The following is a 20,586-nucleotide window of genomic DNA, read 5'->3' on the forward strand; positions in this document are numbered from 1 at the left end:
ATTCACTGCGCCGGTCCAAAACTGCGCTTCCCATCCACCGAGGCGGTTTCGGGTTTCGTTCAGTTTCGCGACCCCAATTCCGTTACGATTCCGTTATGCGTTTTCGTACCCCGACCCTAGCCGCCCTCACCCTGGCGGTGCTCACCGTCATCACCGGCACCGCTGCGGTGCACGCGCAGGACGACCGTGGCCGCAACGATGCACCGCCGTCGCGTGAGCGTGGTCTCCCGCGCAACGATGATCGTGGCCATCGCAACTCCATGTCCGATTCCGTGCGTCGCGTGCGCAGCGAATCCGGCAACCAGGTGTTGAGCGTCGAACGCATGCAGTACGACGGCCGCGATGTCACGCGCGTCAAGTACATCGACGACCGTGGTCGCGTGCGCACGCAGGACGACATGGTGCCGTCGCGTCGCGACGTCGACTCCCCCGTGCGTCCCCGTCGCGACATCGGGCCGCAGCAGCAGCCTCCACGCGGCGATAACCCCCCGCGCCCGTAGTCTTACGTAGAATCGAGGCTCAACAGAGCACGTCCCGCGCGGTCCCGTACCGCGCCGCATTCCCAAGGAGAGTCCATGCGTATCCTGCTGGTCGAAGACGAAGCCCCCCTGCGTGAAACCCTGGCAGCGCGCCTGAAGCGCGAAGGCTTTGCGGTCGACGCCGCCCAGGACGGCGAGGAAGGCCTCTACATGGGCCGCGAAGTGCCGTTCGACGTGGGCATCATCGATCTCGGCCTGCCGAAGATGTCGGGCATGGAGCTGATCAAGGCGCTGCGCGACGAGGGCAAGAAGTTTCCGGTGCTGATCCTGACCGCGCGTTCGAGCTGGCAGGACAAGGTGGAAGGCCTGAAGCAGGGCGCGGACGACTATCTGGTCAAGCCGTTCCATGTCGAAGAGCTGCTGGCGCGCGTCAACGCGCTGCTGCGCCGCGCGGCGGGCTGGAGCAAGCCGACGCTGGAGTGCGGTCCGGTTGCGTTGGACCTGGCGGCGCAGACCGTCAGCGTCAACGGCAGCAACGTCGACCTGACCAGCTACGAGTACAAGGTGCTCGAATACCTGATGATGCATGCCGGTGAACTGGTCTCGAAGGCCGACCTGACCGAGCACATCTACCAGCAGGACTTCGACCGCGACTCCAACGTGCTGGAAGTCTTCATCGGCCGCCTGCGCAAGAAGCTGGATCCGGAAGGCGAGTTGAAGCCGATCGAAACCGTGCGCGGCCGCGGCTACCGCTTCGCCATCCCGCGCAGCGGCGAAGGCTGATGATCCGCGCCGGCATCGCCTGCACTTGATGCCTGCGCCACCCTCCGGCGCCGCGCCAACCGCCCCCGTCGGCCGTGACCGGTTCGACGGCTGGCGGCCGCGCTCGCTGCGCGCCCGCCAGCTGCTGGCCGCCAGCCTCGCCCTGCTCGCCTTTCTCGCGCTGGCCGGCTACGCACTCGACCGTGCGTTCGTCGACACGGCCGAAGACAACCTGCGGCAGCGCCTGAAGAGCTACGCGCTGTACTACACCGACAAGGTGGAGTTTGGCCGCAACGGCACGCTGATTCCCCCCTACAACACGCCTGACCCGCGCTTCGACATGCCCGACAGCGGCATGTATGCGCAGGTCGTGCTGCGCGACGTACCGCCGTGGGGATCGAACTCCACGCTGGGCCCCGAGCTGCCGGTGCCGCGGATGCTGGGCGCGCTGGAGGAATCGTTCGAGGGGCCGCTGCCGATCCGTCGCGCCGACGGCAGCGACAGCCAGGCCTATCGCTACGGCGTGGGCTATGCGTGGCCGGCGACGCACCAGCACGCGGAAATTCCGTACAGCATCTATATCTTCGAAGACGCGCAGGCGTTGAGCGCGCAAATCCGGGTCTTCCGCGGTTCGCTATGGGTATACCTGGGCGGCGCGGGCGTGATCCTGCTGCTGTTGCAGATGCTGGTATTGCGTTGGAGCCTGCGTCCGTTGCGGCGGGTGATCTTCGAACTCAGCCGCGTGCAGCGCGGCGAGCTATCGGGCATGACCGAGAGCCATCCGCGCGAGCTCGAACCCCTCACCGACAGCATCAATGCCTTCATCGAGAGCGAACGAGAGAACCTTGAGCGGCAGCGCAATACGCTGGCGGACCTTGCGCATAGCCTGAAGACGCCGATCGCGGTACTGCGCACGCAGCTGGACAGCGGTGGCAGCGATCCGCAGGCCCTGCGTGAAGAACTGGATGTGCAGCTCAAGCGCATGAACAACCTGGTGTCGTACCAGTTGGCGCGCGCGGCATCGAGCGGCCACAAGCTGTTCTCCGCCGCCGTGGCCATCGAGCCGCATGCCGAGGAGATCGTGCGCGGTCTGGAGAAGGTGTACGCGGCGAAGGGCGTGATCTGCGAGTTCGAGATCGATCCGCGCGCGCGCTTCCACGGCGAGACCGGCGACCTGCAGGAACTGATGGGCAACCTGCTGGAGAACGCGTTCAAGTGGGCGCGCTCCCGCGTGCTGTTGACGGTCACGGTGGGGGCGACCGCGCCACAGCGCCGGGCCGGTCTGTTCATGGCGGTGGACGATGATGGTCCGGGCATTGCCGAGGACGATGTGGCCAAGGTTCTCCAGCGCGGCGTGCGCGGCGATGAGCGCGTGCAGGGGCATGGCATCGGCCTGTCGATCGTGCAGGACCTGATCCGCGACTACCGCGGCGAGCTGCAGGTGGGGCGGTCGGAAGAACTGGGTGGCGCACGCTTCGAAGTGCGTCTGCCACCGGGGCTCTGACTCAGTCGGCGGCCACGGCCATCGGCGAGGGGCCGTAGAAGCGCTGCAGATGCGCGGCGACGTCCGGCATTGCCTCCGCCAGCACGTGCGGTGCCGAGAAGTGGTACTCGGTCACTACGGCGAAGAATTCCTCGGGTGCTTCGGCTGCATACGGATCGATGGCAGTTTCGTGGCCCAGGTCGACCTGCATGCGGAAGTCGTCGTAGGCGCGCTGGAAGTCGCGCGCCCAGCGGCCATGCCAGGCATCCGGCAACGGGGGCGTGCCGTCCATTTCCCCATCCAGCACGTCAAGCTTGTGCGCCATTTCGTGCACGGCCACGCAGAAGCCGGCGTCGGGCTCGGCGATGTCGGCCTGCACGTCGGCCCAGGACAGGATCAGCGGTCCCTGGTCCCAGGCTTCGCCGGCCAGGTCGTCTTCCCATTGGTGCAGCACGCCGGCCGCGTCCGTATGCGTGCGTTGCACGCGGAACGCGTCGGGGTAGACGATCAGTTGCGACCAGCCGCGCAGGCCGGGTTCGCCGAACTCGAGCAGGGGCAGGCAGCACAGCGCGGCCAACTGCGCTCGCTGGGTCTCGTCCAGCTCCAATCCGGACAGGGGTGTGATGGTCTTCTGGTGCAGGAAGCGCGCCGCCAGGGTGCGCAACCGTTCCGAGCGCGCATGGTCCAGCGCCGACACCCACGGTGTGTCGGTGCGCACGCGTAGCCAGACGCTGTCTTCAATCGACGGGGCAGGGCGCCGCAGGCGGCGCAACCATCCGATCATCGGGTACCGCCGTCCGCGTCAGCGGAACATGCCCGGCAGGAAGCTGTGCCACTTCGAGCCGCGGCTGCGCGGCAACGGGGTGTCGTCGTCATCGCCGCCACCGCGCGAGGTGGCCGGCGCCATCGAGGCCGGCGCGCCGTACTTGCTGCGCACGGCAGTGGCGCGCGCGCGACGCGCGTCCGACGCGGTCGGCACGGCATCGGCCGGGCGTTCGGCGACCGCACGGTCGGCGACGTCCTGGCAGGTACCGGTATTGCCGTTGGCGATGCCACGCCCGTTCTGGGCGAACACGGCCGCCGAGGCAACGAGGAGCAGCAGGGCAAGGCTGGCGCGAAGCATCGGAGGGACTCCTGTCGGTCGGTTACAGCGGCCAGATGACGTCGCCGACTATAGCCGGATTGGGGGCCGCCGGCATGAATCCGGCTGCCCCGTGCGACGAAACGCCGGCCCGTGGCGACGGATCGAGGAAAACCGGGGATAGGCTGCTGCGTCGCAACAGGCATGTGCACGGGCTTGCGGCAGACTCGCGCCATGCCGACGCCTCCCGACCGACCGCTGACCGCCCCCACCCTGCGCCTGGCGCTGATCGCCGGGGCCCGCCGGGTCATCGCGGCGCGGGACGGGCTGAACCGCATCAACGTCTTTCCTGTCGCCGACGGCGACACCGGCAACAACCTCGCCTCGACGCTCGGCAGTGTGCTCAACGGCGCGCTGAGCCAGCCCAGCCAGCACGCCGGCGACCTGCTGAGCAGGGTCGGTAACGACGCGATCGACGGCGCACGCGGCAACTCGGGCGCGATCCTGGCGCAGTTCCTCCACGGCGTTGCCGAACACGTGCGCACCCTGCCCGAACTGGACGTCCGCTCGCTGGCGGCCGCCGTGCGGCAGGGCGCACAGAGTGCGAGGCAGGCGCTGGCCCAGCCGGTCGAAGGCACCATCCTCAGCGTCATCACCGCGTTCGCCGACGAACTGGATGCGGCGGCGGACAGCGCGCAGCCCGACACGCGCAGCGGGTTTACCCGCGCGCTGGTCCGCGCGCGTCGTGCCCTGGCCGACACGCCCCGCCAGTTGGCCCTGCTGCAGAAGGCCGGCGTGGTGGATGCCGGTGCGCAGGGATTCGTCGACCTGCTGGAAGGCATCGCCGAGTTCGTCGAAGGCGGGCCGCGTGCGGTGCGCATGCGGGCCGGTGCGCCGGGCGCGGCCAACGATGCCGGCGGCCCTGTTGCCCACGACCACGAGATCGACCCCGATCGCCGCTGGTGCACCGAGTGCCTGCTGCTGGGCGAGGCGCTGGATCGCGACCGCCTGCGCGCTGCGCTGGAAGCGATCGGGGCGGACTCCATCGTCATCGCCGGCGGTACCTCGCGACTGCGCGTGCATGCCCATGCCGGTTCGCCGCAGGCGCTGTTCGATGCCTGCGCGCAGCAGGGACAGGTGGAGGCCATGAAGGCGGACGACATGATCCGCCAGCAGGCGGTCGCCGTTGCCCCGCAGCCGCTTGTGATCGTTACCGACAGTGCAGCCGACCTGCCGGACGACATCGCCGAGCGGTACGCGATCGGTGTGGTGCCGGCGCGGGTGGACCTGGATGGTCGCGACTATCTCGACAAGGTCGGGCTGTCGACGGCCGAGTTCTACCGGCGCATGGCGGCGTCGCGGCAACTTCCGCGCACCAGCCAGCCGCCGCCGGGTGATTTCCGTCGGCAGTTCGAGCTGTCGCTCTCGCACCATGCGCGGGTGCTGTATGTCGGCCTGTCGCGCGCGCTGTCGGGCACGCTGCAGTCCGGCGAGCATGCAGCGGCACGCGAGCCGGGCCGCCGCGTGCGCGTGTTCGACACGATCAACGCCGCCTGCGGCCAGGCTTTGCTGGTGTGGCGGGCCGCCGAGTTGGCCTCCGAGGGTCACGACGACAGCGAGGTGGTGGCCGAACTGGAACGCCTGCGCCCACTGACGCGCATGTGGGCCATTGCGCCCGACATTTCCCATGCCGTGCGCGGCGGCCGTATTCCGCGCTGGGCAGCGCCGATCGCCCGGCTCAGCGCGCTGACGCCGATGGCGAAGATGAGCGCCGATGGCCGCATGGTCGTCGCCGGCCTGCTGCTCACGCGGGCGCGGGCGCCCGAGGCATTCGCGCGGCGGGTTGCGCGCCAACTCGATGCAAGCCAGCGCTGGCGATTGATCGTCGGACACTGCGACGCGCGCGCCGAAGCCGAGCGCCTGCTGCAGGCCCTGCGCGCGCGCCTGTCGATCAGCGAGGACCGACTGGTGGACACCGGTGCCGCCATCGGGGCGCATGCGGGCCAGGGTGCGTTGATCGTGGCGGTGCAGCCGGCGTCGGAGGCCTGAGTCTGCGAGGGCGTGGCCCATAATGGCGCCATGCTGACCGCCTGCCTGCTGTTGTTGTTCGCTTACCTGACCGGGTCCGTGTCGGGCAGCCTGATGCTGGGTCGCCTGCGCGGCGTGGATATCCGCACACAAGGCAGCGGCAACGCGGGCGGCACCAATGCGTTCCGCACGCAGGGGGCGAAGTTCGCGCTGGGCGTGGTGCTGGTCGACATCGGCAAGGGCGCGCTGTCCGCCTGGCTGGCACTCAGGTTCGCGCCAGTGGAGGGGGGGCCGTCGCCACGCGCGTTGGCGTTCCTGGCCGCATTCGTGGCGGCGATGGGGCATGTCTGGCCGGTCTGGCACGGCTTCCGTGGCGGCAAGGGCGTGGGCACGCTGCTCGGCGGCATGGCGGTGCTGTGGCCGATGGCGTTGCTGCCGTTGTTTGCGGTGTGGGTGGGCGTGCTGGTGGCAAGCGGATATGTGGGACTGGCGTCGATCATCGCCACCGCCTGCCTGGTGCCGCTGGCGTGGTGGATGCAGGTCGACCGTCCGGCGCAGGTGTTTTCCGTCGCGGCCGCGCTGCTGGTGTTGTTCACCCATCGGGTGAACGTGCGGCGCCTGCGCGACGGAACGGAGTCGCGATTCGAACGCGTGCGTTTCTGGCGTCGCCGCGCATGACGGGCGAGCGCGAATTGCTACAACGCCTGATCGAAGGTCCCGTCTCCGGCGACGTGTTGGCACGCGATGCCGGCCTGACGCGCGCCGCGATGTGGAAGCGGATCGAAGCCCTGCGCGAAGGCGGTGTGCGCATCGACGCGCAGGCCGGGCGCGGCTACACGCTTGCCGAACCTGTCGAGCTGCTGGATGTCGATCGCATCCGTACACAGATACGGAGCGCGACAGCCAGCGCGTTGTCGTCGCTCGACGTGGCGTGGTCGCTGGATTCGACCAACAGCGAGTTGCTCCGTCGCAAGGCACCCGAGCGCGGTGTCGAGGCATTGCTCGCCGAACAGCAGACCGGCGGCCGTGGTCGGCGCGGCCGGCAGTGGGCGTCGCCGATCGCGTCGAATCTCTACCTGTCGCTGTCGCGGCAGTTCTCCGGCGGTCTGGCCCGCCTGGGTGGCCTCAGTCTTGTCGTCGGCGTGGCGGTCGCGGAAGCGTTGCGGCAGGCCGGATATGGCGATGTCGGCGTGAAATGGCCCAACGATCTGCTTGCGCATGGACGCAAGCTGGGCGGCATTCTGGTGGAAGGCGGTGGAGAGCACGGTGGGCCGGTGCGCGCGGTGATCGGCATCGGCGTGAACGTGCGCATGCCCTCCACCGTCGCCGCAACGATCGACCAGGCTTGGACGGACCTGGCCGGTCTGGCCGATGGCCTGCCGTCGCGCAATGCGCTGGCGGCGCGTCTGCTGGACGCGCTGTTGCCCGCGCTGGACCAGTTCGATGCCGATGGTTTGCCGCCCTTCCTTGCGCGCTATGCCGCGCTGGACGTGCTGGCGGGACGCGCCGTTAACGTGCATGGTCCGCAAGGCGACGAGCATGGCGTGGCGGACGGCATCGGCGACGACGGCGCGTTGCGGGTCAGGATGGGAGCGACGGTGCGGCAAGTGCACGCCGGCGAGGTCAGCGTGAGGACGACATGACGCAGTGGGTGTTCGATCTGGGGAATTCGCGGGTGAAGTGCGCGCCATTACAGGCCGACGGCACGCTCGGCCCCATGCTGGCGTTCGCGTACGACGACGCGCTGCTGGCCGCGCTCGATGCGGAGGTGCCGGCGACAGTAGCGCGCGAGGCCTCGACGGCCGTCCTCGCCAGCGTCGCCTCGCCGGAGCGTACGGCCACGGTCGTGGACTGGCTGACCACGCGCTTCGGCACGGTGTCGATCGCGCGGACACAGGCCGCGCTGGCGGGCGTGCGCATCGCCTACGCTGAACCCGTGCGCATGGGCGTGGACCGCTTCCTGGCGCTGCTGGCGGCGCGCCGTCGCGGTGCCGGGGCGTGGCTGGTCGTGGGCGTGGGCACGGCCGTGACCGTGGATCTGCTGGATGCGCAGGGGCGTCATCACGGAGGGCGCATCGCGCCCTCACCGCGTCTGATGCGCGACGCACTGCACGCTGCCGCGGCACAGTTGCCGGCGCAGGGCGGCGACTACGTCGAATTCGCGACCGATACCGCCGACGCGCTGGCTTCCGGCTGCGAGGGCGCGGCACTGGGGTTGATCGAGCGCAGCCTGGAACAGGCTTGCGAGACGCTGGGCCAGCGTCCTGCGTTGCTGTTGCACGGTGGCGGCGCGCCGGCACTCGCAGCGCAGCTGCGTGAAGGCGAGATGGCGCCGGGCCTGGTGCTTGAAGGGCTCGCCGTCTGGGCGCGGCTCGGAACCGATGCATGAGCGCGGCTAGAATCCCTGCATGCTGATCCGTGCCCTGATCGTCCTGCTGGTCGTGTTGAACCTTGGCGCCGCCGCCTGGTGGCTGACCCGTCCCGTCCCGGCGCCCGAGCCGGAGCCCGCGTTGCCGTCCGGTGTCGCGCGCCTGCAACTGGTAGACGAAGCGGCGCAGCCCATTGCGCCGACCTCCGCAGCGACAGCCACAGCGCCGCCCGCCATCGCCGTCTGCTTCAGCCTGGGCCCTTACACCAGCCGTGCAGCCGCGACGCAGGCCCAGACCGCGACGGCGGGCCGGTTGCTCCGCGTGCGGTTGCGCGAAGTTCCCGGCATCAGCGCGAGCGGCTATCAGGTGGTGATCGCGCCGGCCGCCTCGCTGGAGGATGCGCAAGCCACGGCGGCAAGCATCGGGGCTGCAGGATTCGACGATTTCCTGGTGGTGCGCCAGGGTGACCAGGCCAACGGCATTGCGCTGGGGCGTTATCGCAGCCGCGAGGCGGCCGAGCGTCGCCTCACACAGCTGCAGGCGGCCGGTTTCGACGCGCAGCTGCAGCCGGTAGGCCGCGCCGGCCCGGGTCTGTGGTGGCTGGATGCCGGTGCCGTGGAGGGCGTCGATGCGGTCGTGATCGCGCGCGCGGCGTCCAGCGGTGCACCGCAGCCGCTCGAATGCGCCGCGCTGCGCTAGAATTGCGCCCCACGCCGCTTTAGCTCAGCTGGTAGAGCAACCGCCTTGTAAGCGGTAGGTCATCCGTTCGATTCGGATAAGCGGCACCATCTCCTGCCTTCGAACGCCTGTGCGTGCTGCGATGCCACAGGCCCGTCATCGCCGACGGCATAGACTGTGCGTCTGTTTTTCCACTGGACGCACCCATGAGTCGAGGCTTTCCCCCCGTGTCCCTGATCGGCGTCCCCACCGACGTCGGCGCCGGCCATCGCGGTGCCCGCATGGGGCCGGACGCGCTTCGCATCGCCGGTCTCGGAGAGGCCCTGGTCGCACGCGGCATCGACGTGGTCGATACCGGCAACGTGCAGGGGCCGGCCAATCCTTGGATCGGTCCGGTCGACGGCTATCGCCATCTGGATGAAGTCGTGGCCTGGAACCGCGGCGTGATGGACGCGACCGCGGCCGAACTGGCGCGCGGTCGCCTGCCGATCATGATGGGCGGCGACCACTGCCTGGCGATGGGGTCGATCACCGCGGTCGCGCGGCATTGCCGCCAGGTCGGCAAGAAGCTGCGCGTGCTGTGGCTGGATGCGCATTCGGATTTCAACACCAGCGAGGTTACGCCGTCGGGCAACATCCACGGCATGCCCGTGGCCTGCCTGTGCGGCATCGGTCCGGATGCCCTGACGAAACTGGGGGGCGACGGCCCGGCGATCACGCCCGCGATGGTGCGGCAGATCGGCATCCGTTCGGTCGATCCGGAAGAGAAGCGGCTGATCAAGGACCACAAGGTCGACGTGTACGACATGCGCTACATCGACGAGGTCGGCATGAAGCGCACGATCGAAACCGCACTGGAGGGTGTCGACGCCGACACCCACCTGCATGTGAGCTTCGACGTGGATTTCCTGGATCCGAGCATCGCGCCCGGCGTGGGCACCACGGTGCCGGGCGGCCCCAACTACCGCGAGGCGCAGCTGGTGATGGAAATGATCGCCGACACGCGGTTGATGGGGTCGCTGGACATCGTCGAACTGAACCCCGTGCTGGACCGCCGCAACCGCACCGCCAAGCTGACGGTGGACCTGGTGGAGAGCCTGTTCGGCAAGTCCACGCTGATGCGCGACTGACCCGCCGGGATTGGGAAAACTGCGACTGAACAGGTCGCGGAGGGCTTCACGTGTCCTATACGCCGCGCCGCTGAAGGTGGCCGCACACGCCACCGCGGCGTCGGACGCACACGCGGCGGCACCCTTTCCAATCCGAGGAGACGACACATGAAGCGTGCAATGGCCCTGTTGCTGATGGCGATGTTTTCCACGGCCGTCCTGTCCGGCTGCAACACCATGGCGGGCGCCGGCAAGGACGTCCAGAAGGTCGGTGAAAAGGTCGAAGACAAGGCCCAGGACTGCAAGGACGGCCGCTGCTGATTCCGGCGTTCCGCTTGCCTGGAAGCAGGCATGCGGGATGCTTGACGAGGGCCGGGGCGACCCGGCCCTCATCGTCCCCGACATCCGGTTGGTCAGTCTCCAGCCAGTGTGGTTGAATCAGACTTGCTGAACGCGACGGCACGGCATTTTGCCCGGCCTCGCACCCCTTCCACCTTTATCGAGGAGTTCTGCCATGAAGCGTTTTTCCGCACTGATCGTACTGGCCCTGTTGTCGATGGCTGTGCTGTCCGGCTGCAACACCGTTAAAGGCGTCGGCAAGGACGTGCAGAAGGTCGGCGAGAAGGTCGAGGACGCGTCCGGCAAGTGACGCGATCCGATCCCGCGAAGAAGGCCGCCTCCGGGCGGCCTTCTTCGTTTCGGCGGATCGCGTTGCAGTGCTTCACTCAGACGTATTCACGCTTGCGAAACCGCGCTCATGCGGGTGAACGGTTCAGCGATTCCTAATGGCGTGTTGACGCGTGGTTGATCGCCGCGCAACGCGACCCTTGCGATGCTGTTCGCGCGGCAACCCCCTGCCGCGAAATCGAAAGAGGAAACGCCATGAACCAGGACATCATCGCCGGTAACTGGAAGCAGCTGAAAGGCAAAATCCAGGCGAAGTGGGGCGACCTGACCGATGACGACTTCAAGGTGGCCCAGGGCAATGCCGAGTATCTGGAAGGCAAGCTGCAGGAGCGCTACGGCTACGATCGCGACCGCGCGCATACCGAAGTCGAGGATTTCCGCCGCAGCCTGCGCGACGACACGTCGATGCGTCACTGATACCCGCGCTGTACCTGAAGAACGGGCCGCCCTGTGCGGCCCGTTTCCGTTCCTGGCTCAGCGGCGCGGGGGATCGGCGACGAATCCACCGGGGAAAGCGCGGGGCGCATCGTCGCGCCAGACCGGTCGCGAATGGCGGGGCACGATCCCCATGGCGACCAACCGGCGACGCTCGTCGTAGCGCAGTTCGCTGACCTGTTCCGGCTGGCGGGTCGCGCGCTCGAAGCCCGTGCGCGAGGTCGGGGCCCACTCGCGGCCACCATGACCGGTGCCGATGCTCTGCCCGTAGGAGGATTCGTCAGCGACGATGCTGCGCGCCGATGCCGCGGGTGCCGACGCTTCCGCTTCCGCACGCTTTTCCCGCGTGCCACGCGCGATCGGTGGCGGCGTGTACTGCGGATAGCGGTATACGCGCGCCTCGCGGAAGGCGGCGACGCCGATCACGCCGACATTGCGTGGCCGGCCGGTGCGCGCCGCATAGCTGTCGCCAAGATCGGTGAAGACGAACTGCGCCACGTCGGCCATCGACTTGCGCCAGCCGTTGATCTCGGTGGTCTGCCAGGGCTCCAGCACATAACCGGCCTGCGACGGATCGGCGGTCTGCCCGGTGATCGCGTTGACGCCATCCACCGACAACACCACCAGCACGCGCTCGGCGGTGGTGTTGGTCAGGCGTACGCTGTAGCGGTGGCCGGGGGCGCCGGCGACCCAGCGATCGCCACGGTGCGGGTAGCTCGCAAGCGATTCGCCCGTATCGCGGTCGACCACGCTGACGTCGACGAGCGGGCGGGCGTGGGCCGGAGCAAAGGCGGCGAGCAGCGCCAGCGTGGCCAGGGAAGTGAGGATGCGATGCAGCATGTCCGTTCTCCAAGTGGGGACGATGCTGGGAACGGGTCGCCGCCGCAGGTGGGGTTGTCGGCAGCGCGCAATACCGGGAGCCGGTTAAGCCGCCAGCAGGCCGGGGCTGCGACGCCCGGTCACAGGGGCGCTGCCGGCATGGTCCGGTCCCAGCCGGTAAACTGGCCGCTTTCCCGCATTCCCCCGCCTTGCACATGACCACCCGCGTCCTTACCGGCATCACCACTTCGGGCACGCCACACCTCGGCAACTACGTCGGCGCCGTGCGCCCGGCGGTGGCCGCCAGCCGCGCCGCGGACACGGAGAGCTTCTACTTCCTGGCCGACCTGCACAGCCTGATCAAGGCGCAGGATCCGGCGCGCACGCAGCGCTCCACGCTGGAGATTGCGGCCACATGGCTGGCCTGCGGCCTGGAGCCGGACAAGGTGTGGTTCTACCGCCAGAGCGATGTGCCAGAGATCACCGAACTGACCTGGTTCCTGACCTGCGTCGCGGGCAAGGGCATCCTCAACCGCGCGCACGCCTATAAGGCGGCGGTGGACAAGAACAACGCCGACGGCGAAGACCCGGATGCAGGCGTCAGCGCGGGCCTTTTCATGTACCCGGTGCTGATGGCCGCCGACATCCTGATCTTCAATGCGCATCAGGTCCCCGTCGGCCGTGACCAGATCCAGCACATCGAAATGACGCGCGACTTCGGCCAGCGGTTCAATCATGTGTACGGCAAGGAGTACTTCACCCTGCCGGAAGCGCTGATCGACGACAACGTGGCCACGCTGCCCGGCCTCGACGGCCGCAAGATGAGCAAGAGCTACCACAACACCATTCCGCTGTTCGTGCCGCGGGAAGAGTTGAAGAAGCTGGTGTTCTCGATCCTGACCGACTCGCGTGGCCCCGGCGAACCGAAGGACACCGAAGGCTCGGCGCTGTTCCAGCTGTACCAGGCGTTCGCCAGTCCGGAGGAAACGCGCGCGTTCGCGCAGGCGTTCGCCGACGGCATCGGCTGGGGTGATGCCAAGCAACGGCTGTTCGAACGCATCGATGCCGAAATCGCGCCGCTGCGCGAGAAGTACGAAGCGCTGATGGCGAAGCCCGGCGACATCGAGGCGATCCTGCGCGATGGCGCACGTCGCCTGCGCGAACGCTATGCCACGCCGCTGCTGGCCGAACTGCGCAGCGCGGTCGGCCTGCGCGACCTGTCGCAGCAGCCGGTGGCCGAAACGAAGGCCGTCAGCACCAAGGCCTCGCTGCCCGTGTTCAAGCAGTACCGCGATACCGATGGCCGCTTCTACTTCAAGCTGGCGGACGCGGACGGCAACGTGCTGGTGCAGAGCACCGGTTTCGATTCGCCGAAGGACGCCGGCAAGCTGATCGGCGTGCTGAAGCAGGCCGAGCGGGCGGATGCGATGGAAACACCGGAGATCTCGCTGCAGGTGCCGGTCGCGGACGTGCTGTCTGCGCTTGTGGCGCTGCGGGCGGCGGAGGCCTGAGGTCATGCCGTATCTCGCGGTGATCCTGTTCCTGCCCTGGTTCCTGTTGCTCGGGTCGCTGTACTGGCTGTTTCCGCGCCAGCCACGCAACGCGCGCCGCAAGGGCTTCGACGTCGTCGTGCTGGTGGTGGCCTTCGTGCTGAGCTTCGTCGGCATGCAGTGGGGCTATGCGCTGGGCGCGGCCGACGTGGGCACGGGTGCGATCTGGAAGCAGGTGCTGGCCACGCTGGTGGCGTACGGCGCTTTCCTGTTCGTGCTGACGCTGGCAGTGCCCGTGCGCGGCTGGTGGCTGTCGCGCGGCTGATGGCGCGCGCGGACGGATCGTTCCACCAAAGGCGGGTCGTGCAACCGCGGTACGCGGACTAGAATCGGGCCATCCGTTCCCACACAGGCCCGCGGATGAGCGTCCACGGCATCCACACCATCGACACCGCGTTCCAGCGCGATCATTTCGACGCCGCCTACCTGATCGTCGAAGAAGGGCGCGGCGCCTTCATCGACTGCGGCACCAACCATTCCGTCCCGCATCTGCTGGCGGCGTTGTCGCAGGCAGGACTGACGCCGGAGGATGTCGACTTCCTCATCGTCACCCATGTGCACCTGGATCATGCCGGCGGGGCCGGCTTACTGATGCAGCAGCTGCCCAATGCCACGCTGGTCGCGCATCCCCGCGCCGCGCCTCACCTGATCGATCCCGCCAAGCTGATCGCCGGCGCCACGGCGGTCTATGGCGAGGAGGAAATCGAGCGCAGTTATGGCGCCATCCAGCCGGTCCCGGAAGCGCGCGTGCGTGTGGTCGGGGATGGCGAAACCGTGATGCTGGGCGGACGTCCGTTGCTGTGCATCGATACGCCCGGCCATGCGCGCCACCATCACTGCATCTGGGACGAGCGCAGTCGCAGCTGGTTCACTGGCGATACGTTCGGGCTGTCCTATCGCGAACTGGATGGGCCCAACGGCGCCTTCATCCTGCCGACCACCACGCCGGTGCAGTTCGAGCCGGTGGCGTTGAAGGCGAGCATCGCGCGCATGGTCGCGCACGCGCCCGACGGCATGTACCTGACCCATTACGGCCGTGTCGACGACGTGCGGCGCCTGGCGCAGGCACTGTACGAGCAGATCGATGCGATGGTAGCGATCGCCGACAGTTGCGATGGTCGTGCAGACCGGCATCGTTGTCTGACCGCGGGACTGACGGCGCTGTATCTCGAGCGTGCGCACACAATGCAGGTCCCGCTTGCGGACGAGGATGTCGCGCGCCTCCTGGCGATGGACATCGAACTGAATGCGCAGGGCCTGGGCGTCTGGCTGGATCGCGGGCGGCCGTGAAACGCGCAGGCCGCTGACGTCGCTCCCGCACCCATCCTTTAGACTCGCGACGTCTGTCGTATCCGATCGGGACTCCCATGAAACGCTCGCTTCCGTTGCTGTTGTTGTCGCTTGGCATGACGCCCGCTTTCGCCGCCGACATTCCCGGCGGCGGCATCAGCGCCGACAACCTGTCGCGCCACGTCCGCGTGCTCGCATCGGACGAATTCGAAGGTCGGGCACCGGCGACGCCGGGCGAAGAGAAGACCATCGCCTACATCGTCGATGCGCTGAAGAAGGCCGGCGTCCAGCCTGGGGGCGAGCAGGGCGGATGGACGCAGGCGGTGCCGCTGGTGCGTGCGCAGGTTGATGGCCCGGTGACCGCGACGCTGGAGATCGGCGGTACGGAGCAGGCGCTCGCCAATGGTGACGACGTGGTCCTGCAGAGCCTGAGTCCGGTGGATCGCGTCAGCGTCGTGGATGCGCCGCTGGTGTTCGTCGGCTACGGCATCGCGGCGCCGGAGCGCGGCTGGGACGACTACAAGGGTGTCGATCTGACAGGCAAGGTCGCGGTGGTGCTGATCAACGATCCGGACTACGAGACGTCACAACCCGGCTCGTTCGACGGTCGCGCGGTGACCTACTACGGTCGCTGGACCTACAAGTACGAAGAGCTCGCGCGCCAAGGCGCGGCGGGCGTGCTGATCGTCCACGAGACCGCACCGGCCGCCTACGGCTGGGCCACGGTACGTGCGTCCGGACTGTCGCCGGTGTTCGATATTCCGCGTGCGGACGCGGCGAAGTACCACACGCTGCTGCGCGGCTGGATGCAACGCGACCTGGCGGTGTCGCTGTTCCAGCGTGCCGGCCTGGATTTCGAAGCGGAGAAGAAGCGCGCGCAAATCGGGGCCTTTGCACCGGTGGCACTGGGCGATGCCACCCTGTCGGCCGCGTTCGCGGTCAAGCGCGACCAGGTGGTGACCCGCAATGTCATCGGGCGAATCGAGGGGAGCAAGCGGCCGGACGAGACCGTCATCTATTCCGCGCACTGGGATGCGTATGGCATCGGCACACCGGATGCACAGGGCGATGGCATCCGCCATGGCGCGGTCGACAACGCGACCGGCGTGGCGGCCGTGATCGAACTGGCGCGCGTCTTCGCCGCCGGCCCGCGGCCGCAGCGCACGCTGCTGTTCATGGCGCTGACGGCCGAGGAAAAGGGATTGCAGGGCGCGACCTACTACGCGGCCAATCCCGTGGCGCCACTGGAGAAGACGGCGGCCGTGCTCAACATCGAGATGCTCAGCCCCGATGGTCCCAACCGCGACATTGCCTCGTGGGGCAACGGGCGCGTATCGCTGGAAGGCGATCTGAAACGCGTGGCGGAGGCGCATGGCCGCACCTATTCGCCCGACCCCAACCTTGAGGCCGGCTTCTTTTACCGCGCCGATCATTTCGCGTTCGCGCGGGCAGGCGTGCCGGCGATCACCGTCGGCGCCGGACTCGATCGCGTCGATGGTGGCGTCGCCAGCGGCAAGGCGCTGCGCGATGCGTACTTCGCCAAGTGCTACCACCAACCCTGCGATGCCTGGACGGACACGTGGAATGCGACGGGCCAGGCGCAGGACGCCGAACTGCTGTACGCCCTCGGCCGGGAGATCGCCGACAGTGATGCGTGGCCCCGCTGGCTGAATGGGTCCGAGTTCAAGGCCACGCGCGAACGCAGCGAGACTGAACGCGAATAGTGGCGCTGGCGCACGCCGTTCACGGCCGTGCGCGCGCTATGCTGCCGCTTCTCTTATCGCAGCATCGGAATGCCTGTGGCTCCTCTTCATGCGCTGGTCTATCAGAGCCAGGCGACGCGTCCATTGGAAGCGTCCGATCTCGACATGCTGCTGCTGGACGCGCGCATCAACAACGAACTTGCCAACGTCACCGGCGCGCTGATCTATGGCAACCAGCAGTTCGTGCAGTACCTCGAAGGCACGCGTGCCGACGTGGAGCAGATCTATGCGCGGATCACCCGTGCCAGCCAGCACCACCGGCTGGAGATCCTGGAGCAGGGCAGGGTGGACGCACGCCGTTTCCAGCGCTGGCACATGGGCTTCGCCGATGCGCCGCAGGGCGTGGTGCAGCAACTGAGCCAGGCCCAGTGGCAGCGCGAGCGGCCATGGGTAGAGGACGAATCCTCGACCTCGCGTGGCCTGTCGCGCCTGCTGGCGTTCTGGAAAGAGGAAGCGGTGCTCTCGCGCTGACGCGGATCAGGGCCAGCGGTTCGGCTTGGCGCGTGCGCTGTCTTCGTTCATCGGTACCACGCAGAAGCGGTGGCCGGTGGGCGCTTCCATCACCCACCAGCGGTTGCGTACGTGCTGCACGCGTTTCGCGCCCAGCGCTTCCAGCCGTGCGACTTCGGCTTCGATATCGTCGGTTTCGATATCCAGGTGCACGCGCGCTTCGTGCTTCACCTTCTGCACTTCGATGTGCAGCCCGCCCGGACCGGGCTCGAACTTGTCGTAGATGCCCAGGCCCCCGTCGTCGGGGTCGGTGACCTTCAGTCCGAGGGCGGCGCCCCAGAACGCGGACGCGGCAGGCAGGTCATCCACCTGGCTGTCGATGATGAAACCGGCGAGACGGCTGCGATGGGCCATGGCGGATTCCCGGGTGGAGGACGGCGCCATCCTGCCACTGTTCGCGGTCAGGTGTCGTCCGCGACCGGGGTGCCGAACTGCAGCAGGTAGCCGTTGTTGTCGTAGACGGCGAACTCGCGCATGCCGTACGCGAAGGTCTCGGGTGTGTAGCAGATGCGGGCGCGGTCGCGCACGGTGTCCCACAGTGCGTCGACATCGGCCACTTCCAGGTACAGCGAGCCGGTGAATCCCGGTGCGGTGTCGCCCTCGTGGTCGTTCAGTCCGGACAGCATCAGTTCGGCGCTGTCCCGATGCAGCGCCAGCCAGCCATGTTCCAGCGCCCCGGAGGCGATGTCGAAGCCCAGCACGTCGCGGTAGAACGCGAGCGTGCCGGGCAGGTCCGGCGTCCGCAGCATCGGCGTCAGCCGGCGGAAGGTCACGCCGGCAGGGCCAGGTCGTCGATCAGGGCCTTGAGGAAGCGCGCGGCTTCGCCGCCCGTGCAGGCACGGTGGTCGAACGTCACCGACAGCGGAATGATCTTGTGCGATTCGAAGCCGCCCATCACCGGCGTGACCTGGTGGCGCGCACGGCCGGCAGCGACGATGGCCACGCACGGCGGCACCACGACCGGCGTGGCGTAGCGGCCGGCGAACATGCCGAAGTTCGACAGCGAGATCGTGTAGCCGGTCAGTTCCGACGGCGGGATGCTGCGGTCTTCCACCTGCGTGCGCAGGCGGTTGATGCTCTCGCGCACGCCACCGGCTTCCAACAGGTCGGCGTTGCGCAGCGCCGGCACGAACAGGCCGTCATCGGTATCCACGGCGATGCCGATGTCCACATGCGGATGCAGCGTGCGAGTCAGCTTCTCGCCGTCGAACCACGCATTCATCGCCGGCACCGCCTTGCAGGCGCGCACGATGGCGCGCACCAGCCGACCGGTGACATCGTTGCCCGGCGTCCAGGCATGGATGTCGGCATCGTCGCTCAAGGTGGTTGGCACGACCTTGGCATGGGCGTCGGCCATCACGCGCGCCATGTTCCGGCGCACACCCTTGAGCTGTTCGGGCTGGCCGCTAACGGAGACGTCCGGCGGCTGCGTGCGCATCGGCTTGCCGCTGGCGGACAGCGTGGTGCGCTGGGCGGTCGCGATCGGCGCGGGCGCGGGCGCGGGAGCGGCGACGCTGCGCACGGCCGGCGTCGCGACGCTGCCTCCACGCGCAGAGCCATCGGCAGCGGCCTGCTTCACGTCCTGCATCGTCACCGCGCCGTCGGCACCGGTGGCGCGCACGCGCGCCAGGTCCACACCCAGCTTCTTCGCCATCGCGCGCACGGCCGGCATCGCCTTGACGCCGCCGACGGCGACCGCCTGCTCAGTGTGGATCGCATTGGAGGACTGCATCGCGCCGACGACGGTGCCGGCGTCGGCATCAGCGGAAGCGACATCGGTCGCGACGGGCGCTGTCTCGGCGGCGGGACTCGCGACTGACGTCGCTCCCACAGAAGCGGTCGTCTTGGGCGGACCATGGTGGTGGCCGGTGTCCTGGCCTTCGGCGCGCTGCGGCAGGCTGGCATCGGGTTCGAATACCGCCAGCATGCTGCCGGTGACGACGACATCGCCGGCGGCGCCGGCCAGCTTCGTGACCTTGCCCGACACCGGCGAGGGCACTTCGACGACGGCCTTCGCCGTTTCCATCGACACCAGCGGCTCGTCCAGCCGGATCACGTCGCCTTCCTTGACGAACCATTCGACGATGGTCGCGTCCGGGAGGCCTTCGCCCAGGTCGGGAAGGTGGAAGGTCTTGCTCTCGCTCATTCGGATGTCTCTTCGGAAGTCGTTTCGTTGATCAGGTCCAGGTCGCGCGCCGGCAGCCAGCCGCTGCGGCCGTCCGCATGCGTGCACCACCACCAGTCGCCCAGTTCGTGCAGCAGGGCGACGGTGTCGCCGGCCTGCACGTCGAGTTCCCGCGCGGAATAGTCGCGTAGGGCGATGGCGTGGCCACCATCCTGCGGTTGCAGCCAGTCCACCGGCGCCCAGCCGGCGTTGCCGTCGGCGGTGGTGGTCCAGGCGAACGCCGGCCACTCGGTGTCGCGTGCGCCCAGCGCGACCACGTCGCCGCACGCGAACCGGATCGGGTTCGCGTACTGCGTGCGGTAGTCGCGAATGGCGCGCGCGTGCATCAGCCGGCCGCCATCGCCCGCTTCGCCGCCGCGACGATCTTGTCGACGCTGGGCAGGTACTTCATTTCCAGGCGGAACAGCGGGATGTGCGTGTCGTAGCCGGTGACGCGCTCGACGGGGACCAGCAGGTCGTACATCGAGTGTTCGGCCAGGCGCGCGGCGATCTCGGCGCCGAAGCCGGCGGTGCGCGGCGCTTCGTGCACGATCACGCAGCGGCCGGTCTTGGCCACCGACTCGGCGATGGTGTCGAAGTCGAGCGGGCGCAGCGTGGCGACGTCGATGACTTCCGCGCTGATGCCTTCACCAGCCAGTTTGTCGGCGGCTTCCAGCGCTTCCTTCACCTGCGCGCCCCAGGTCACCAGGGTCACGTCGGTGCCGTCGCGCAGCACGAAGCACACGTCCAGCGGCAGCGCTTCGCCGTCGTCGGCGACCACTTCCTTGTACTGGCGGTAGATGCGCTTGGGCTCCATGTAGATGACCGGGTCCGGATCGCGGATCGCGGCCAGCAGCAGGCCATAGGCGCGCTGCGGCGACGACGGCATCACCACGCGCAGGCCGGGCACGTTGGTGAAGATCGCCTCGTTGGCTTCGCTGTGGTGTTCCGGCGCGCGGATACCGCCGCCCCACGGTACGCGTAGCACCATCGGACAGTGCAGGCGGCCGCGCGTGCGGGTACGCAGGCGCGCGGCATGGCAGATGATGTGGTCGACCATCGGATAGACGAAGCCGTCGAACTGCGCTTCGGCGACCGGCTTCATGCCCTGCGCGGCCAGGCCGATGGTCAGGCCGGCGATGGTGGTCTCGTCCAGCGGCGTGTCGAGTACGCGCTCCGGACCGAACTTCTGCTGCAGGCCGGCGGTGGCGCGGAACACGCCGCCGTTCACTCCGACGTCCTCGCCGAGCACCAGCACGGATTCGTCGTGCGCGATCTCCCAGGCCAGCGCCTGGGTGATGGCTTCGATCAGGGTGATCGCGGTCGGGGTCGCCACGGTCTCGGCGTTCTGTGTCTTCGCCACGGTCTTGTTCTCCATC

The 20,586-nt window shown here is 68.4% G+C and carries 24 protein-coding genes, 1 tRNA gene and 1 pseudogene; 18 read left to right on the forward strand and 8 right to left on the reverse strand.

Features of this window, described 5'->3' with window-relative positions:
* Positions 1 to 95: 95 nt before the first annotated feature.
* The 3 genes from IB225_RS09600 (at position 96) to IB225_RS09610 (ending at position 2,745) form a co-directional block, all read left to right on the forward strand.
* A complete protein-coding gene (locus IB225_RS09600; protein ID WP_192311045.1) occupies positions 96 to 500 on the forward strand; it encodes a hypothetical protein in 405 nt (134 codons plus the stop codon).
* 75 nt (positions 501 to 575) lie between these two features.
* Positions 576 to 1,262 carry a response regulator transcription factor gene (locus IB225_RS09605; protein ID WP_192311046.1) on the forward strand — a complete coding sequence of 229 codons (687 nt, stop codon included), beginning with the start codon at positions 576 to 578 and terminating at the stop codon, positions 1,260 to 1,262.
* A gap of 28 nt (positions 1,263 to 1,290) precedes the next feature.
* Positions 1,291 to 2,745: a sensor histidine kinase gene (locus IB225_RS09610; protein WP_192311047.1), complete on the forward strand. Its 1,455-nt coding sequence runs from the start codon at positions 1,291 to 1,293 to the stop codon at positions 2,743 to 2,745.
* 1 nt (position 2,746) lies between these two features.
* Here IB225_RS09610 and IB225_RS09615 read toward each other — a convergent pair.
* Together IB225_RS09615 and IB225_RS09620 are read right to left on the reverse strand one after the other, a co-directional pair.
* A pseudogene (locus IB225_RS09615) lies at positions 2,747 to 3,560 on the reverse strand (M90 family metallopeptidase).
* A complete protein-coding gene (locus tag IB225_RS09620) occupies positions 3,527 to 3,847 on the reverse strand; it encodes a hypothetical protein (protein ID WP_192311049.1) in 321 nt (106 codons plus the stop codon). Before IB225_RS09620 ends, IB225_RS09615 begins: the two are co-directional and overlap by 34 nt.
* Positions 3,848 to 4,039: 192 nt before the next feature.
* Here IB225_RS09620 and IB225_RS09625 point away from each other — a divergent pair, with 192 nt between their 5' ends.
* The 10 genes from IB225_RS09625 to IB225_RS09670 all read left to right on the forward strand — a co-directional run bounded on the left by IB225_RS09625 (position 4,040) and on the right by IB225_RS09670 (position 11,093).
* On the forward strand, positions 4,040 to 5,854 hold the full coding sequence (locus tag IB225_RS09625) for a DegV family protein (protein ID WP_192311050.1): 1,815 nt from the start codon (positions 4,040 to 4,042) through the stop codon (positions 5,852 to 5,854).
* Between the two features lie 30 nt (positions 5,855 to 5,884).
* Positions 5,885 to 6,511: a glycerol-3-phosphate 1-O-acyltransferase PlsY gene (plsY, locus tag IB225_RS09630; protein WP_192311051.1), complete on the forward strand. Its 627-nt coding sequence runs from the start codon at positions 5,885 to 5,887 to the stop codon at positions 6,509 to 6,511.
* A complete protein-coding gene (gene birA / locus IB225_RS09635; RefSeq protein ID WP_192311052.1) occupies positions 6,508 to 7,476 on the forward strand; it encodes a bifunctional biotin--[acetyl-CoA-carboxylase] ligase/biotin operon repressor BirA in 969 nt (322 codons plus the stop codon). Before plsY ends, birA begins: the two co-directional genes overlap by 4 nt.
* Positions 7,473 to 8,222 (forward strand): type III pantothenate kinase, encoded by a 750-nt coding sequence (locus IB225_RS09640; RefSeq protein WP_192311053.1) that lies wholly within the window; start codon positions 7,473 to 7,475, stop codon positions 8,220 to 8,222. The genes birA and IB225_RS09640 overlap by 4 nt, the downstream gene beginning before the upstream one ends.
* A 19-nt stretch (positions 8,223 to 8,241) precedes the next feature.
* The gene (locus IB225_RS09645) at positions 8,242 to 8,901 is read left to right on the forward strand and encodes an SPOR domain-containing protein (RefSeq protein ID WP_192311054.1); all 660 of its coding nucleotides are present in this window, start codon (positions 8,242 to 8,244) and stop codon (positions 8,899 to 8,901) included.
* A gap of 13 nt (positions 8,902 to 8,914) precedes the next feature.
* Positions 8,915 to 8,990 (forward strand) — tRNA-Thr (locus IB225_RS09650).
* 96 nt (positions 8,991 to 9,086) lie between these two features.
* Positions 9,087 to 10,010, forward strand: coding sequence for an arginase (gene rocF, locus IB225_RS09655; protein WP_192311055.1), 924 nt, complete (start codon positions 9,087 to 9,089; stop codon positions 10,008 to 10,010).
* Between the two features lie 147 nt (positions 10,011 to 10,157).
* Positions 10,158 to 10,310 (forward strand): entericidin A/B family lipoprotein, encoded by a 153-nt coding sequence (locus IB225_RS09660; protein WP_192311056.1) that lies wholly within the window; start codon positions 10,158 to 10,160, stop codon positions 10,308 to 10,310.
* A gap of 193 nt (positions 10,311 to 10,503) precedes the next feature.
* The gene (locus IB225_RS09665) at positions 10,504 to 10,638 is read left to right on the forward strand and encodes an entericidin A/B family lipoprotein (protein WP_192311057.1); all 135 of its coding nucleotides are present in this window, start codon (positions 10,504 to 10,506) and stop codon (positions 10,636 to 10,638) included.
* Between the two features lie 233 nt (positions 10,639 to 10,871).
* Positions 10,872 to 11,093 (forward strand): CsbD family protein, encoded by a 222-nt coding sequence (locus tag IB225_RS09670; protein ID WP_192311058.1) that lies wholly within the window; start codon positions 10,872 to 10,874, stop codon positions 11,091 to 11,093.
* A gap of 57 nt (positions 11,094 to 11,150) precedes the next feature.
* Here the strand turns inward: IB225_RS09670 and IB225_RS09675 are convergent, their stop codons facing one another.
* Positions 11,151 to 11,951: a hypothetical protein gene (locus IB225_RS09675; RefSeq protein WP_192311059.1), complete on the reverse strand. Its 801-nt coding sequence runs from the start codon at positions 11,949 to 11,951 to the stop codon at positions 11,151 to 11,153.
* Between the two features lie 194 nt (positions 11,952 to 12,145).
* Here IB225_RS09675 and IB225_RS09680 point away from each other — a divergent pair, with 194 nt between their 5' ends.
* The 5 genes from IB225_RS09680 (at position 12,146) to IB225_RS09700 (ending at position 17,004) form a co-directional block, all read left to right on the forward strand.
* Positions 12,146 to 13,441, forward strand: a complete 1,296-nt coding sequence (locus tag IB225_RS09680; RefSeq protein ID WP_192311060.1) for a tryptophan--tRNA ligase — start codon at positions 12,146 to 12,148, stop codon at positions 13,439 to 13,441.
* Positions 13,442 to 13,445: 4 nt separating this feature from the next.
* Entirely contained in the window at positions 13,446 to 13,745 is a 300-nt protein-coding gene (locus tag IB225_RS09685; protein ID WP_192311061.1) for a hypothetical protein, read from the forward strand.
* A gap of 95 nt (positions 13,746 to 13,840) precedes the next feature.
* On the forward strand, positions 13,841 to 14,770 hold the full coding sequence (locus tag IB225_RS09690; protein ID WP_192311062.1) for an MBL fold metallo-hydrolase: 930 nt from the start codon (positions 13,841 to 13,843) through the stop codon (positions 14,768 to 14,770).
* A 116-nt stretch (positions 14,771 to 14,886) separates the two neighbouring features.
* A complete protein-coding gene (locus tag IB225_RS09695; protein WP_192311849.1) occupies positions 14,887 to 16,494 on the forward strand; it encodes a M28 family metallopeptidase in 1,608 nt (535 codons plus the stop codon).
* A 75-nt stretch (positions 16,495 to 16,569) separates the two neighbouring features.
* Positions 16,570 to 17,004, forward strand: coding sequence for a BLUF domain-containing protein (locus IB225_RS09700; RefSeq protein ID WP_192311063.1), 435 nt, complete (start codon positions 16,570 to 16,572; stop codon positions 17,002 to 17,004).
* Positions 17,005 to 17,010: 6 nt separating this feature from the next.
* On the opposite strand, the gene IB225_RS09705 is transcribed toward IB225_RS09700, so the two are convergent.
* From IB225_RS09705 to IB225_RS09725, 5 genes are read right to left on the reverse strand one after another with little or no spacing between them, the layout of a single operon-like run.
* Positions 17,011 to 17,397 carry a VOC family protein gene (locus tag IB225_RS09705; protein WP_192311064.1) on the reverse strand — a complete coding sequence of 129 codons (387 nt, stop codon included), beginning with the start codon at positions 17,395 to 17,397 and terminating at the stop codon, positions 17,011 to 17,013.
* Between the two features lie 47 nt (positions 17,398 to 17,444).
* The gene (locus IB225_RS09710) at positions 17,445 to 17,816 is read right to left on the reverse strand and encodes a VOC family protein (protein WP_345776605.1); all 372 of its coding nucleotides are present in this window, start codon (positions 17,814 to 17,816) and stop codon (positions 17,445 to 17,447) included.
* Positions 17,813 to 19,189 (reverse strand): dihydrolipoamide acetyltransferase family protein, encoded by a 1,377-nt coding sequence (locus IB225_RS09715; protein ID WP_192311065.1) that lies wholly within the window; start codon positions 19,187 to 19,189, stop codon positions 17,813 to 17,815. Before IB225_RS09715 ends, IB225_RS09710 begins: the two co-directional genes overlap by 4 nt.
* Complete coding sequence (locus IB225_RS09720) at positions 19,186 to 19,554, reverse strand: SH3 domain-containing protein (RefSeq protein WP_192311066.1); 369 nt, start codon at positions 19,552 to 19,554, stop codon at positions 19,186 to 19,188. The genes IB225_RS09715 and IB225_RS09720 overlap by 4 nt, the downstream gene beginning before the upstream one ends.
* Entirely contained in the window at positions 19,554 to 20,585 is a 1,032-nt protein-coding gene (locus tag IB225_RS09725) for an alpha-ketoacid dehydrogenase subunit beta (RefSeq protein WP_192311851.1), read from the reverse strand. The genes IB225_RS09720 and IB225_RS09725 overlap by 1 nt, the downstream gene beginning before the upstream one ends.
* Position 20,586: the final 1 nt, after the last annotated feature.

Source organism: Pseudoxanthomonas sp. PXM02 (assembly GCF_014851805.1).
GTDB lineage: Bacteria > Pseudomonadota > Gammaproteobacteria > Xanthomonadales > Xanthomonadaceae > Pseudoxanthomonas_A.